General features: G+C 68.5%; 12 protein-coding genes. 6 read left to right on the top strand and 6 right to left on the bottom strand.

All coding sequences use genetic code 11. The features are described from left to right. Positions 1-26: 26 nt before the first annotated feature. Positions 27-1,748: an N-acetylglutaminylglutamine synthetase gene (gene ngg / locus G6N46_RS02410; RefSeq protein ID WP_138249444.1), complete on the bottom strand. Its 1,722-nt coding sequence runs from the start codon at positions 1,746-1,748 to the stop codon at positions 27-29. Continuing rightward, positions 1,745-3,547 (bottom strand): N-acetylglutaminylglutamine amidotransferase, encoded by a 1,803-nt coding sequence (locus tag G6N46_RS02405; RefSeq protein ID WP_138249445.1) that lies wholly within the window; start codon positions 3,545-3,547, stop codon positions 1,745-1,747. The genes ngg and G6N46_RS02405 overlap by 4 nt, the downstream gene beginning before the upstream one ends. 538 nt (positions 3,548-4,085) lie before the next feature. Between G6N46_RS02405 and G6N46_RS02400 the strand changes: the two genes are divergently transcribed. Further along, entirely contained in the window at positions 4,086-4,748 is a 663-nt protein-coding gene (locus G6N46_RS02400; RefSeq protein ID WP_064859910.1) for a DUF1361 domain-containing protein, read from the top strand. Here G6N46_RS02400 and G6N46_RS02395 read toward each other — a convergent pair. After that, positions 4,726-5,397, bottom strand: a complete 672-nt coding sequence (locus G6N46_RS02395; protein WP_234880675.1) for a response regulator — start codon at positions 5,395-5,397, stop codon at positions 4,726-4,728. The genes G6N46_RS02400 and G6N46_RS02395 overlap by 23 nt on opposite strands. Before the next feature lie 271 nt (positions 5,398-5,668). Between G6N46_RS02395 and G6N46_RS02390 the strand changes: the two genes are divergently transcribed. The 4 genes from G6N46_RS02390 (at position 5,669) to G6N46_RS02375 (ending at position 8,190) form a co-directional block, all read left to right on the top strand. Continuing rightward, a complete protein-coding gene (locus G6N46_RS02390; RefSeq protein ID WP_061010547.1) occupies positions 5,669-5,902 on the top strand; it encodes a hypothetical protein in 234 nt (77 codons plus the stop codon). A 50-nt stretch (positions 5,903-5,952) separates the two neighbouring features. Next, a complete protein-coding gene (locus tag G6N46_RS02385) occupies positions 5,953-6,144 on the top strand; it encodes a hypothetical protein (RefSeq protein WP_061001384.1) in 192 nt (63 codons plus the stop codon). 85 nt (positions 6,145-6,229) lie between these two features. Then, a complete protein-coding gene (locus G6N46_RS02380; RefSeq protein WP_138249446.1) occupies positions 6,230-7,783 on the top strand; it encodes a GAF domain-containing sensor histidine kinase in 1,554 nt (517 codons plus the stop codon). A 41-nt stretch (positions 7,784-7,824) separates the two neighbouring features. Further along, positions 7,825-8,190 carry a response regulator gene (locus G6N46_RS02375; protein ID WP_133427563.1) on the top strand — a complete coding sequence of 122 codons (366 nt, stop codon included), beginning with the start codon at positions 7,825-7,827 and terminating at the stop codon, positions 8,188-8,190. Between the two features lie 127 nt (positions 8,191-8,317). Here G6N46_RS02375 and G6N46_RS28225 read toward each other — a convergent pair whose 3' ends face one another. Next, positions 8,318-8,455, bottom strand: a complete 138-nt coding sequence (locus G6N46_RS28225; protein ID WP_166428117.1) for a hypothetical protein — start codon at positions 8,453-8,455, stop codon at positions 8,318-8,320. A 372-nt stretch (positions 8,456-8,827) separates the two neighbouring features. Here G6N46_RS28225 and G6N46_RS02370 point away from each other — a divergent pair, with 372 nt between their 5' ends. After that, the gene (locus G6N46_RS02370; RefSeq protein ID WP_064858866.1) at positions 8,828-9,682 is read left to right on the top strand and encodes an FHA domain-containing protein; all 855 of its coding nucleotides are present in this window, start codon (positions 8,828-8,830) and stop codon (positions 9,680-9,682) included. On the opposite strand, the gene G6N46_RS02365 is transcribed toward G6N46_RS02370, so the two are convergent. Further along, entirely contained in the window at positions 9,676-12,789 is a 3,114-nt protein-coding gene (locus G6N46_RS02365) for an FAD-dependent oxidoreductase (RefSeq protein ID WP_138249448.1), read from the bottom strand. The two genes, G6N46_RS02370 and G6N46_RS02365, sit on opposite strands and share 7 nt — an antisense overlap. Before the next feature lie 97 nt (positions 12,790-12,886). Next, positions 12,887-14,824 (bottom strand): serine/threonine-protein kinase, encoded by a 1,938-nt coding sequence (locus G6N46_RS02360; RefSeq protein ID WP_133427565.1) that lies wholly within the window; start codon positions 14,822-14,824, stop codon positions 12,887-12,889. Positions 14,825-14,841 lie beyond the last annotated feature (17 nt).

Here is a 14,841-nt window from a genome sequence, read left to right as displayed (position 1 = left end):
ACCACAGTGGTTCTGCGAGACAGCACTCAGTGCTGCTCGATCGGGTCGGGATGCCAGGCCCACGGGGTGGCCGCGGTACGCGGGAACAGCAGATCGATGAACGCCTGCGCGGTCGGCCGCGGCTCGTGATTGGCCAGGCCCGGCCGCTCGTTGGCTTCGATGAACACGTATTCCTCGCCGCACACCGTCGGCACGATCAGATCGATTCCGGTCACCGGAATCTCGATCGCCGCCGCCGCGTCGACCGCCACTTTCGCCAGCATGGGGTTGAGTTCGTCGGTGACGTCGTGAATCGTCCCGCCGGTGTGCAGGTTCGCCGTGTGGCGCACGATCAGACGTTCGTTGGCGGGCAGCACGTCGTCCAGCTGCCAACCCGCCTTGTGCACGGTGTCTTCGGTGACGCTGTCCAGCGGGATCACCGATTCCCCGTGCGTGGCCACCGACCGGCGCCGGCTCTGCGCTTCGATGAGCTGGCGGATGGTGTGGGTGCCGGTGCCGATCACCTCGGGCGGCCGGCGGATGGCCGCGGCGATCACCTTGCCGTCGATGACGACGATGCGCAAATCCTCACCCTCGCAACGCTCTTCGATGAGGACGTCGGGGCAGTGCTGCATGGCCAGGCCGATCGCGCGGTTCAGGTCGTCGGGGTTGGTGACACCGACGGTGATGCCCGCGCCCTGTTCGCCCCGCGCCGGCTTGACGACGGCTGTGCCCACCTTCTCCAGGAAACGGCAGTCTTCGTCGGTGAAGGTCGCAGTGCAGCCCTCCGGTACCCGGATGCCCGCGTCCGCGACGACCGCCCGGGCGACCCGCTTGTCGTCACACCGGCTCATCGCCACCGCACTGGTCAGTTCGGACAGCGATTCGCGGGTGACGATGCTGGTGCCACCGTGGGTGAGCCGGAGGTAGCCGCCCTGAGCGTCGAGCACGTCCACCGCGATGCCCCGCAGAATCGCCTCGTCGGCGATGATCCGCGCATACGGGTTCAGTTGTCCCAGTTGTTCTTCCGGCTTCACCGGAGCGAACAGCGGTTCGTTGATGGCGTTCTTGCGTTTGATCCCGAGTGCGGCGGGCACCCGCGTGAAGCCGATGCGCTCGTACAGCGCGATCGCGCCGTCGTTGTTGTGCAGCACCGACAGGTCCATCTGCGACCGGCCCCGGCGGATGAACTCCTCGATCAGGGAACGCACCAGCAGGCCGCCGGTTCCGGGCCGGGTGACGGTCGGCTCGACCGCCAGGCACCACAGGCTGGAGCCGTTCTCCCGGTCGCCGAACAGCTGGCAGTGGTCGATGCCGGTCACCGTGCCGACCACCTGGCCGGTCTCGTCGTCCACGGCGACCAGATACACCACGTGCGGCGCGTTCTGACTGTTGCTCGACATCAGGTCGCTGTCGGCCGGCACCATGTGGCACCGCACGTAGATGTGGTTGATCGCGATGCAGTCCTCGATCGAATTCACCTGCCGGACCGTCAATCCCGGGACATCGGGCGGCCGGTACTGCATGGGCGTGGTGAGGTCGAGCCGGTAGGTGAAACTCGGGTCGATGAAGAACTCGTGGGCGTGCAGCGCCACGAAGACGTGCGGCGCGTCGAGGTACATCCCGATGTCGCGGCGGCCGCTGCCCTCCTCCCGCAGCGCTGTGCCGAACTCGTCGGGATCGCGGAACGTCTGGCCGAAAACCAGCCGCCCCCAACCCATGTCCTGCACGACGCCCTCGGCCATGTCGCTGGTCTGCGTTGTCTTCATCGCGCTGCTCCGTCGACGTGGGTGGCGAGCCAGAGTTCCAGCAATCCGATCTGCCACAACGGGTTGCCCCGCAGTGGCGTGAGGTTGCCGTTGGGATCGTCGAACATCCCCGCGACCGCGTCGGGCGCGAACAGACCACGATCGCGCGCGGCCTGGCTGTGCAGCGCATCGCGAACCAGGTCGAGATAGGGGCCGGCGAGGTGCTTGAGTGCGGGCACCGGGAAGTAGCCCTTGGGCCGATCGATGACATCGGCCGGAATCACCTTGCGCGCAGCGTCTTTCAGCACGCCCTTGCCGTCCTGCGCGGTCTTGAGTTCGGGCGGGCACGTCGCCGCCAGCTCGACCAGCTCGTGGTCGAGGAACGGCACGCGACCTTCCAGACCCCAGGCCATGGTCATGTTGTCGACGCGTTTGACCGGGTCGTCGACGAGCATGACCGTGGTGTCGAGCCGCAGCGCCCGGTCGGTCGCGGTGGCCGCCCCGGGATGGCTGAAGTTCTGCAGCGCGAACGCGCCCGCGGAGTCGTGCTCGAGCCGCCACTGGGGCTGCAGCAGCCGGTTGACCGCGTCGTGGCTGCGGTCGAAGAACGCGGCGCGGTAGCGTTGCAGCGCGTCGACCGGGTTATTGTCGGCCGCACTCGCCATCGGCGGGTACCAGTGGTAGCCGGCGAAGATCTCGTCGGCCCCCTGGCCGGACTGCACGACCTTCACATGTTGGCTGACCTCCTGCGACAACAGGTAGAACGCCACGCAGTCGTGGCTCATCATCGGCTCGCTCATGGCCTCGATGGCACCCGAGAGCGCAGGCAACATGCGTGCCGAGTCGATACGGATCTGATGGTGGTCGGTATCGAACTGGCGGGCGATGATGTCCGAGTACTTGAACTCGTCGCCTTCCTCACCACCCGCGGATTCGAATCCGATGGAGAATGTGGCCAGGCCGTGCTGGCCGGCTTCGGCGAGCAGACCGACGATCAAGCTGGAGTCCAGGCCACCGGACAGCAGGCAGCCCACCGGCACGTCGGCGACCAGCCGGCGTTCGACCGCGGTGCGCAGCGCCGCCAGCACGGCGTCCCGCCAGTCGTTCTCGGTCCAGTCGGCCCGCTCGAGTGACCGCTCGAAAACTGGTTCCCAGTAGGTCGTTTCGGTGCGCCTGCCATCGCGTTCGATGCGCATGACCGTGCCCGGCGGCAGCTTCTGCACACCGCGCAGGATCGTGCGCGGCGCGGGCACGACCGAGTGGAAGCTCAGATAGTGTTGCAGCGCAATCGGATCGAGATCGGTGTCGACACCGCCTGCGGCCACCAGCGCCGGCAACGACGACGCGAAGCGCAGCGCTCCCCCGGCCGCCTCACACCAATACAGGGGCTTGACCCCGAGGCGGTCACGCGCCAGCAGCACCCGGCCCGACTCGATCTCCGCGACCGCGAAGGCGAACATTCCGTACAGGTGCTCGACGACGCGCTCGCCCCACTCCTGATACCCCTTCAACACCACCTCGGTGTCGCTGTGCGAGAAGAAGCGGTAGCCCTTGCTCGAAAGTTCCTGGCGCAGTTGAGGATAATTGTAGATACACCCATTGAAGACGACGGTGAGGCCGAGCTCCGGATCATGCATGGGTTGGTGTCCGTGGCTGGACAGATCGATGATGGCCAGACGCCGGTGACCCAACGCCACCCCGTCCCGTACCCACAATCCGCTACTGTCCGGGCCCCGCGGTGCCATGCGGTCGGTCATGGCAGCAACCGCCGCCAGATCAGCACCACGGCCCCAGGCGATTTCGCCGGCAATGCCGCACATGGTGGAAGTCAGCTCCCTTGGTGGACGTCTCCGGCTCCACCGTACCCGATGTGCACCGTCGACGTGCGGATGATTCAAATTTGTTCTGTGGCAATATGTTTGCTCGCGAAGTGGTCAGCGATCCGATTGACGGACACGAAAGTACCCGCCCCGCAGACCCCGCCCCGGGCGCGTCATCTGGAGTTTCCTGTTTATTTCCAATCGATTTCGTGATGCAGGGTCCGGTTAGCCGGCTACCGCCTTCCGCGGTAGCCGACTAACCTCGTCAAAATGTCTGTGCCGCTACCCCATTGGATAGCGGGATGACGTGCGGATCACGCAGTGACACCCGCTCCCGTCGGCGCCTGAAGTACCGATCGCCGCCACACGTCGAATCGACCGTATTGAGTTGTCGCTCGCGTCCGTCAAGGACTGCTCCCCTCCATGGCTCCGCTCGATCAGCTCAGGGCAGGCGCTGCCCTGAGGTCACATACCCGGGCACGGACCGGGCTAAACCTCGAAACCCCAAACTCGGCATAATCGCAGGCACACTGGTCGGGTGATCGATTTCCGTGGGTACCTGCTGGTCGCCGCCCTGCTCGCCACGACCGCCCTGACGTTGGTCCTCGGGATCACCGATCCGGAGGCGCCGCTGTCCTACCCGACGCGGTTCCTGGTGTGGAACATGTTCCTGGCCTGGATCCCGATGCTCTTCGCCGCCGCCTTCGCCGCGGTGGCCCGCCGCCGCTGGCTGCTTCCGCTGGGTCTGGGCTGGCTCGCATTCCTGCCGAACGCGCCCTACCTCGTCACCGACCTGGTCCATCTGGGCGAGCAGGACGAGCTGTGGCGCCACGTGCTGCAGTACGGGTTCGCGGCGTGGACCGGCATCCTGCTGGGCACCGTGTCGCTGCTACTGGTGCACAAACGCATCGATCGCGAGTTCGGACCGATCTGGGGCTGGCTGACCGTGGTCACGTCCGTCGGGCTCTGCGCGATCGGCGTGGTGATCGGCCGGTTCCAGCGCTGGAACTCCTGGGACCTGGTCACCCGGCCCCACGCCGTCGTGGCGGCCACGTTCGAGTGGGTGCGGGCGCCGCTGTCGTACGTGCAGTCCACCGGCGTCGGACTGGCGGTCGCCGCGTTCTTCGGGCTGGCCTACGTGACCGTCTGGGCGCTGGGCGGCCTGTCCACCCCGCGGGTCAGCGCGAATCCAGGAAGGTGATGACGGCCAGCACGCGGCGGTGATCTTCACCGGTGTCGGGCAGGTTCAGCTTGCTGAGAATGCTGCGTACGTGCTTCTCGACGGTGCCTTCGGTCACCCACAGCTGATGCGCGATGCCGGCGTTCGACCGGCCCTCCGCCATCAGGGCCAGCACCTCGTGTTCGCGCTCGGTCAACACCGCCAGCGGGTCCTCCCGCCGCTGCGCCGCGAACAGTTCCTGCACCAGGGCAGGGTCCACCACCGACGCGCCACCCGTGATGCGGTGCAGCGTCTCGAGGAAGTCGGTCACGTCGATGACGCGGCTCTTGAGCAGGTAGCCGATGCGCTGGCCGCCGCTGAGCAGTTCCATCGCGTGCTCGACGTCGACATGCGCCGACAGCACCAGGATCGCGACGTCGGGCAACTCACCACGGATCACCTTGGCGGCGTCCAGGCCCTCGGTCGTGTGCGTGGGTGGCATCCGGATATCGGTCACCACCAGGTCGGGGACCGTGTCCCGGACCAGCGCGAGCAGCTCGCCGCTGTCACCGGCCCGCCCGACGACGGTGAAACCCGCGCCGGTCAGCAGGCTCGCCACACCTTCCCGAAGCAACACGTCGTCATCGGCGACGACAACCCGCGTCCCCTCCCGCGCACCCACTGCGTCCACGTATGTCCTGTTCGTCTCGACCCTGGCCGCCGTGCCGTCAGACGCCGGACGTGCCGCTCATTGCGTTCATCTTGCCTGGCCGCCATCCAGCGTCGCCCGCAGTCCGGTGAATCGGCCCCGGACCCACTGGCAGGGGGCGCGTATTGCAGCTAGCCCTACCCCCGAATTGGGCGCTGGCATCGACGACACCGGCGCCCCGGCGGAGCAATCTGAAGAACAGCCGGACACGGCCAACCGCAGACATCAGAACAACGAAAGCTGGTAGAGGACAATGCACATCACCCGCACCCGGATCATCCCGCTGGCCGCGACCGCGGCGGCGGCCCTGGCCATCGTCGTCGCCCCGACCGCGGCGGCCGCCACCCTGCCCACCGGATCCAGCGTCACCCAGAGCAACGGCAACGCCCAGATCGTGGCGACACCCGGCCCGGCGGCGCAGGAAGCCGGCCAGCTGCAGCAGCCGTTCGGCGGCGACTACGGCTTCCTGCTGTTCCGGAACCACTGACCTGACCCCCACTTCCCGCCCTCCCGTCCGACCGAAAGCGAGCCCCGATCATGAAGAACTCCCTCAAGCGCATCACCGTGTGGTTGTCCATCGCCGCGGTCGGCGGGGCACTCGTGGTGGCGCCTGTCGCCGCCGCGGACACCAACCCGACCGTCCCGTCCGGCACCGATTCCTACAGCCAGTACCAGAACGGCGAGCACAACTCGAACGCCCCGGCAGGCCACATCGACCAGTCGTTCTGACACGACCGTCAGCTGGCCGCCGGCGCGGTCCCGACCGCGGTTAGGGTTCGATGACCGAACCAGGTGACCAGGCGGGAGGCGGCCGATGAATCCGGCACGATGGAATCCGGCTGTCTCCACCCCGCCGTGGTACATCGGGCTGCTGGTCGCCGCCGGCCTGATCGCCGGCGAGGTCGGGGTGGTTCGGCTACTGCGAGACCCGCCGCCGCACAGCACCTACGCCATCGTCTTCATGTTCGGCGTGCTGATCATGAGCGCGGGCTGGGGTCTCGGTCTGTCACTGCTCACCACTGTCGCCAGTGCCGTCGCCTACCTGCAGGTGCATCTGGACGGCGGCCCGCTCCTGCCCCTCAAGCCGATCGACGTTCTCACGCTGTCGGTGTTCCTGCCCATCGCCGGGCTCGCGAATGTCCTTGGCTGGCAACTGCGTACCCGTGCCCGTGACGCGCACCAGAGCTGGCAGGTCGCCACCGCGGCCACCGAGCGCGTGCGCGAACTCGCCGACCAACAGGGCGCACTGCGACGGGTCGCGACCCAGATCGCCGAAGGCAGGTCGCCGTCCGACGTCCTGTCGGGTGTGGCCGACGAAGTCGCCGCGGTGCTGCATGTCCGCAACGCCGGGCTCGTCCGGTACGAGTCGGGTCGCACCGCGACTCTTGTTGCCGCACACGACGAACCGGGACTCACCACGATCGCCGTCGGGACCACATTCCCCGTCGACGGCGACGACGTCATCGCGATGGTGCGTTCGACCGGCAGCCCCGCGCGCAAGGACACCCACGACGACGCCGGCGGTTCGACGGCGGCACTCGTCCGTGATCTCGGGCTACAGGCGTGCGTCGGCGTACCCATCACGGTCGACGGACAGCTCTGGGGCGCAATGATTGTCGGCACATCCGGTCCGGACGCGCTCCCCGCCGACACCGAAGACTGCCTGAAGGACTTCGCCGAACTCATCGGCACGGCCATCGCGAACGCGCACGCTCGCGCCGAGCTCGTCGCATCCCGGGCCCGTATCGTCACCGCTTCCGACAACGCGCGGCGCGGCATCGAACGCGACCTGCATGACGGCGCCCAACAGCGGCTCGTCACGCTGGCCCTTCAGGTGCGCACCCTCCAGATGGCGATCCCGGATGATCCAGCCGAGCTGCAATCCCGTATCGCCGGCATCGGCGACGGGCTGCGCACCGCCAGCGACGAGCTGCGCGAGCTCGCGCACGGGGTGCATCCCGCGATCCTGTCGCGCGGCGGCCTGCGTCCGGCACTGCGCGACCTCGGCCGGCGCGCGCCACTGCCCGTCGAGGTCGACGTCGACGTCCCGGCGCGGCTGCCGCAGGCCGTCGAGATCGCCGCCTACTACACCGTCGCCGAAGCCCTCACCAATGCCGCCAAGCACGCGCAGGCGTCGGTGGTCACCGTGCACGTCGACACCGACGCGACATCGTTGCGCATCACGGTCACCGACGACGGGGTCGGCGGCGCGGCCCTCGACGCCGGTAGCGGCCTGCTCGGTCTGGAGGACCGGGTGGCCGCCCTCGGCGGCAAGCTGCGCCTGTCCAGCACCGCCGGTGTCGGGACCACGCTCGTCGCGGAGATGCCGCTGAAAGAGACCGCCGTCGCCGGCACAGATGGCAGCTAGCAGGAATGCCCGGACGGCATCACCCGGGAGACAATGCAGTCATGACGAAGCGCCAATCTCTGCGATGCGTCATCGTCGACGACAACGCCGACTACCTGGCCGCGGCGACGGCACTCCTGCGGCAGGGCGGCATCGACGTCGTCGGCACCGCACAATCCATCTCGGACGGGCTGCACACCGTCGAACGGCTCCGGCCGGACATCGCGCTGGTCGACGTGAACCTCGGTGAGGAGAGCGGCTTCGACCTTGTCGCGCAACTGAACTCCCACGCCGGCACCGCCACCGTGATGGCCATCCTGACCTCGACCTTCACCGACCTGCCCGTCGCCGACCTGAGTGACTCACCACCGCGGTTCCTGCCGAAACTCGATCTGTCGGGCGACGCGATCCGCGCCCTCATCGCCTGACTACACCGAGCAGCCGAAACGGCCCGGCTCCCGCCAGTGTCACCCCTCGATACCGCCTTCTCGTCGAAAAGCCTTGGAAGGCAGAAACACTGATCTGGTGGAGCCGGGCCGGTCGCCGGGCGCGCGATCAGAGAGGCTGATCCAGCGCGCCGGCAGACTGGTCGGCCTCGTCGTGGTCTGCGGCGGCGACGGGTGCCAGGGCGAGAGCTCCGACAGCGGCGACAGCAGCCAGCCAGGGCGCGAAGTGCTTGACGGTGATCTTCATGTTCGGCGCTTCCTTTCAGGTTGGTGGCCGGTATTGCGGAGTGCTTCCATCGTCGGGCCTGACCTGCATGTTTGTCGCTCCTGCAGGCACCCGTTGTGCCCTTGCAGCTACCCGGAAGACGAAGGTGATCCCAAGAGTCAACGACGAGGTGCTCACGGCCACCGCAATTGAAGCCAGGTACGTTCTGCGGCCGTCCGAGGTCCCTGAGTTCAGTAACCGACGGCAGATCGCCACCGTGATTGAACTCAGGGACACTGCCGGGACCTGATGACGGGCACGGGCCCCGCCGCCGCAGGTGAATCGCCGCATGGCACGGGGTCGGACGCTGACTTATCATCAGCATCTGCGGCAACCTACCGAGGCGGCGACAAGGTGGAACAGAAGCAGCACTACGTGGCCATCGGCCGCGGCGAAGGTCTGGTCGCCCGATTCGGCGATGTGCTGACATACCTCCCCGACGGCGCCCGTGCCCGCCCGCTGTTGCAGCTGCTCACCACCGTCGCGCCGCCGGCATTGCCCCAGGCGCTCGCCGGACTCGCCCATGGTCCGGAAACCGACACCGTGCCGGCGTTCGGCGCGCTGATACCGGCCGGCGACTGTCTGCACCTGATCGTGCGGGGCGAGGTGATCGCCGACGTCGAGGCGGGCGGCGGTCAGCGGCGTCTGGGCAGCGGTGGCCGGCCGCTCGTCGACGAACCTGTCCCGCCCTGGTTCGACCGGATCACGATCTGCGGCGCCGCAACGACATTCGTGCCCTGCGCGGACACCGATCTGGTCGCCGGCGTGGTGCCCGGCGGCGGCTTCGTACTGCAGTCGGCACTGGCGCGGTCCGCCGCGCAGCAAGCACCTCAGCCGGCCCCCGCGACAACCCGCGCCCGTCCGGTCACCGGAATCCTGACCGCCGACGACGGGGCCGGGTACCCGTTGGACCGTCCGTACATCATCGGCCGCAACCCGATGATCGATCCCGCGGTCGTGAGCGGTGCGGCATCGCCGATCAGCCTGCCCGACGACCCACAGGTGTCGCGCGTCCACGCCTATGTGACCGTCAGCGGCGGCATGGTCCTGGTCCGCGACGCACAAACCGTCGGTGGGACCCACATCGCGGCGCCCGGAGACCAGACCTGGACCCAGATCGGCGACCAGCCCGTCGAGCTGCTACCTGGCTGCTACCTGCGGATCGGCCAGAAGATTCTCACCTATCAGGTGCCGGCCCAGAGTCAGTAGGCGAGTCTGTCGGCATCGGACAGAATGTCCCAGTTGCCCGTCCGTAGCACCCCCATTGCCACCGGTCCGACGCGGCGCTGCTCGCGGACCGCTTTCTGGGCGGCCGCGAGGTCGGCGGGGTGGTGCCCGAGCACCGTCGCCCCGACCGCACGGCCGCGCGATACCACCAGCCTGCGGTAGGACGGCACCGTCGGCCGGTCGATGACGACCACCTCGTCGCCCGCGCCGGGGTCCACCGGGCCGATCGAAAAGAGTTCCAGTTCAACACCTTTGAGAATGGTCGGCGGCGTCTCGACCGGCACGGTCCGGTCGCCGCCCAGCGCATTGACCGCCGCCGCCTCGGCCTGTTCGGTCGCCACCGGCCACAGGCCCAGCACGCGGCCGCCGTGCTCGGCGACATCACCGGCGGCGTAGACGCCGGGCACCCGGGTCTGCATCCGGTCGTCGACCAGCACCCCTTTGCCGACGGGCAGGCCTGCGTCCCTTGCCAATTCGATGTTGGGCCGGATGCCGGTGGCGGCCAGGAACAGCTCGCACGACAAAATTCGGCCGTCCTTGAACCGCACGCCGGTGACGGCGGGGTCGCCGCGCACTTCCGCCGTCTCCGCCTTGTGGGCGATGGTGATGCCGGCGCGGGCGAAATGCTCGGCCACGAGTTGCGAGCAGCGCGCGTCGATCTGCTTGCTCAGCAGCCGCGTGCCGCGTTCCAGCATAGTCACTTGCAGGCCGAGTTGGTGCAGGCAGTACGCCGCCTCGAGCCCCAGCAGGCCACCACCGGCCACCACCGCGTGCCGGGCCCGCCGTTCCTGCACGTACGCGCGGATTCGCATGGCGTCGGCAGCCGAACGCAGCACGACGCTTCCGGGCCGGTTCAGGCCCGGAATGTCGGGTACCGCGGCGCTGGACCCCATCGCCAGGATCAGCCTGTCGTACGGCAGTGTCTCGCCGGTGCCGAGGCGCACCACGCGCGAACGCAGATGGATGCCGGATGCCCACGTGTTCAGCCAGGCGGTGACACCGTGGTCGTCGTACCACTGCTCGGGCAGCAGGTACAGGCCCTGCATCGCCGACCGGCCGTACACCAGTCGCGAGATGCCCATGCGGTTGTACAGACCGTGTGGCTCGGCTCCCACCAGATGGATTTCGCAGTCGGGGTGGCCCCGGCGCAGGAAGTCCGCGGCCGTCACCCCCGCGATGCCGTTGCCGACCACCACGATGCTGACGATCGAGCGGTCGTAGCTGACGGGCCTGCTCGCCGCGGTGTCGGCGCGTTCGGGCGTCAGCGACACCGTGACACCGCCATCATGGCCGCCCTGGATCCGGGCACAGCACGCCATCCTGCTGGACTTGCCCAGGCCCAGCCGGTTCAGCGTCTTGAGTTCGTCGGCTTCCGCCGGCGACAGGCAGCTCATCCCGGCGACAATCGACACGGGGTCGGCACCACATACGCCCATTCGACAGCCCGCCTCGATCGGCTGTCCACTGCTTTCCGCGACGTCGAGCAGACTCATCCCGATGTCGGCCCCGACGGGTTCGGCATCAGATTCGAAACGCACTCGCACAGCTGCGGTTTCGCCGCCGGCGGCGTCGGTGCGCGCCGGCACTTTCGGCTGGTTCAGCAGCACCGGTTCGGGCCGCGCGCCGGTGACATACGCGAACTGCAGCTCGCTGACCCGGGTTCGGGCCAGCCACCACAGCGTCAGCAGCGCGATCGCCACGATGATGGGCCACCGCAGCCAGGGCGCGTCGACACCGGTGATCTGCCGCACCGAGTCGGCGATGATGGGACCGGAGAACCAGTAGTACGCGTTGATGGCCACCGCAGCGAAGATCGCCGTCACCATCGCCTGGCTCAGCGGCGTGACGGCCTGCACCACATAGCACAGCCCGACGCTGACCAACACGAAAAGCGCCAGCGCACCGTACTTTTCGGTCGCCATACCGCCCTGCTGGGCATGCACGGTGAAGAAGCCGATGATGAATCCCGGTAGCGCGGCGGCGAACAACACGCGTGGCGCACTCCACCGCGGCTCGGGATCCGCCATGTCGGCCTGCCAGGCCGCCCGGGGTTTGAAGTCGTAGCAGTTCTTCGCACAGCCCAGGCAGGACTCACAGTGACTGTTCGGCGACGTGACGTACGGCGTCTGCCCGTACGTGCGTTGCAGCGGCAGCAGCGGGCAGATGCTGGAGCACCAGCCGCTCTTGCCTTTGAGCAGGAACCCGCCGGCGAATGCCGAGGCGATGATCACGGCCAGCACCACGCCCGTGGCCGGTCCGCTGCGGTCCAGGCCGATCAGCCGCGCGCCCGCGATGCTGAAGAACAGCGCCGCGGCAATCAGGAAGCTGTTGCGCGTCCACCAACCGGGGGCGGTGGCGGCCCGGCTGAACCCGGCGACCCGAGGCAGCTGATTCGATGCCGACAGCGGGCAGATGTTGCGCCACACACCGGGCGCGATGAAGAACAACGCCGGCCACAGCGGCACGATCACCCGGAAGAAGACGAACAGTCCCGCGGCCGGCCGGACGAACAGCGTCACTACCACCGCGAGATACACCAGCACGCTGCCGACCCGGATCGCGAGCCATGCCTGACGCGAAACCTTGTGCGGCAGTTCGGTGTACGGCGGGAACAGGTCGCGGGTTCCGGTCGGGTCGATGCCCAGCGCCCGCTCGGCCAGCCGCAGTCCCACCGGCCGGACCTCCGCCGCCGCGGCCGCCGGGACCGGGACGTCGACGAGCTTGATCACCTGCATCGTCCGCGTGGGGTCGTGGGCGGCCACGGCGACCGGCGCCTGCTCCGCGCTCGACAGCTTCGGAGCGTGTACGACGAGAATCTCCGTGCGTCCCAAGCGGATCACGTCGCCGGTCGACAGGGTCCCGCGCCCGGTCAGCGGCACGCCATTGACGGTACTGCCGTTGCTGCTGCCGAGGTCGACGACCGACAGCGCCGTGGGCGTCGGAACCAGCCGCAGGTGGCGGCGGGATACCTCGCTGTCGGCGAGGTTGACGCCGTCGCACTCGCGGCCGAACTGCACCGGCCTGCTGAGCGTCATGCGGCGGGCCGGCCGGCCCCATTCGCGGATCTCGATCACCGGCGGCTCAGCCATGGTCAGCTCCCCGAGAAGTCGAAATCGCTGGCAGTCAGCTTAAATCGGCCGGCCCGAGTCCGCCGCCCGATCGGCACTTCCGGAACGCAAATCGCAGTCAGTCCCCGGTGCGTACGAACTTGTCGGTGAAATCGCCACCCTTGCATTCGCCGCCGGTCGACGTGTTGGTACCTCGACCCTCCAGCGTCGGGATCGGATCCTGGAGATCGGTCGGCAGCGGATACTCCGCGGTGATCTTGACGTGCGTGGTCCCCCCGAGCGCGCACGGGACGGTGCCCTCCTCGGTACGTGTCCACTTGCCCGCGGCGAAGATCAGCGTGACCACACCGTCCATCGCGTGGAATGCGCTGATGCACCGGTCTCCCGTGCGCAGGCACTGCGTACGGACCTCCAGATCCGGCGCCCCCGGGCCGAAGCCGCCGACCGCGTACACGATGTTCTCGTGGTAGCGGCCGTGCAGTGTCGAGGCCGGTGACGTGGTGCGCGGCGGCAGGCCGGCGGGATCGGACACGCTGCTCAACTCGCCGTCGCCGGTGCGGGTGAAGGTAACCGTCCGCTTCACGCTGCTGCAGCCGTTGACGGCGCTGCGCGTCGTCTCACCGGCCAAGGTGCCGTCGGGCTTGGGGGTCAGCGTGAAGACCACCCACACCTCGGTCGGCGCCTCGCCCGGTGCGTCGGTGCATTTCACGGCCCCGGTCCCGACGGCGACCCAGTCACCGGAGATCTGGTCGAACGTCATGTTCGACACCACGGGGACGGCGCTCTTTCCGGTGTACGACGCGTTGGCGATGCACCCGTTGGCGCCGCACGACGACCGCACGTCCCATTGGCCCGTGATCGCGGGTCCGCCGGGGATCGCCGTGCCCTGGAGATCGGTGGCCGGGCCGTATTCGGCGCGGTACCTGCCGCTGAAGCCGGTACCCGCGGCTGTCGGCGACATGGTGTGCGTCGGCGGCGTCCCGATCGGGTGGTCGCCACCCCCGAACAGTTGCACCCCGGCGAACACCACGCCGGCGACGACCAACAGGGCGACCACCGCCAGGACCGCAATGAGCGCCCCGGACCGTGACGACCGCGGCGGTGGCGAGGTGAACTGCTGTGGCGGCAGGTTCAGCGGCTGCGGTGCGTGCCGTGTGGACGGTGGGGGTGCCGGCGCGGCCATGGTCTGCTGATTGCGGAAGTCGTTGGTGGCCATCGGCATTGGTTGGCGGGACTGCTGCTGCAGGGCCTGCGCGAACTCACCGCAGCTGGCGAAACGCGCCGCAGGCGTCTTCGACATGGCCCGCGCCAGGACCGGATCCAGGCCACGGAGTTCGGGCCGGTGCTCCCCCAGCGACGGCGCCGGTGCGGTGACGTGCTTGGTGATGACCACCGCCGGGTTGCTGTCGGCGTACGGCGGGTTCCCGGTGAGGAGCTGGAATGCCGTGCACGCCAAGGCGTATTGATCCGTGCGGCCGTCCATCCCCTCGCCCCGGAGCTGCTCCGGCGCCGCGTACGCGACCGTCCCTACCGCCATGTTGGTCGCGGTGAGCCCCGCCGAGTCATTCATGGGCCGGGCGATCCCGAAGTCGGCGAGGTAGATGCGGGAGGTCTCGGCATCCAGCAAGATGTTGGCCGGCTTCACATCTCGGTGCAGCAGCCCCCGCCGGTGCGCATGGTCCAGCGCCGAGGCCACGGCATGGATGATGGGGAGCGCCACCTCGGGCGGCATGCCGGCGGGATAGTGCTCGCGCAGCAGCTGTGCGGCATCGGTCCCGGCCACGTAGTCCATCGAAATCCAGAGCTGGCCGTCGCACTCGCCGCGGTCGTGGACGCCGAGGATGTTGGGATGCGACAGCGTGGACACCAGGTCCGCTTCGCGCAGGAACCGCGGTCCGTACTCCGGATCCGACGTCAGCTCGGCCGACAGCACCTTCACGGCGTCCAGCCGCGGCAGACGCGGATGCGAAGCGAGGTACACACTGCCCATCCCGCCCGCGCCGAGTTTCCGCCGGATGGTGTAACCGGCGAAAACCTGACCCTCGGTGAGCAACACGGGCAAATCGTAGGCCC

Source organism: Mycolicibacterium phocaicum (assembly GCF_010731115.1).
Classification (GTDB): domain Bacteria; phylum Actinomycetota; class Actinomycetes; order Mycobacteriales; family Mycobacteriaceae; genus Mycobacterium; species Mycobacterium phocaicum.
This window is presented reverse-complemented; position numbering and strand designations above follow the sequence as displayed.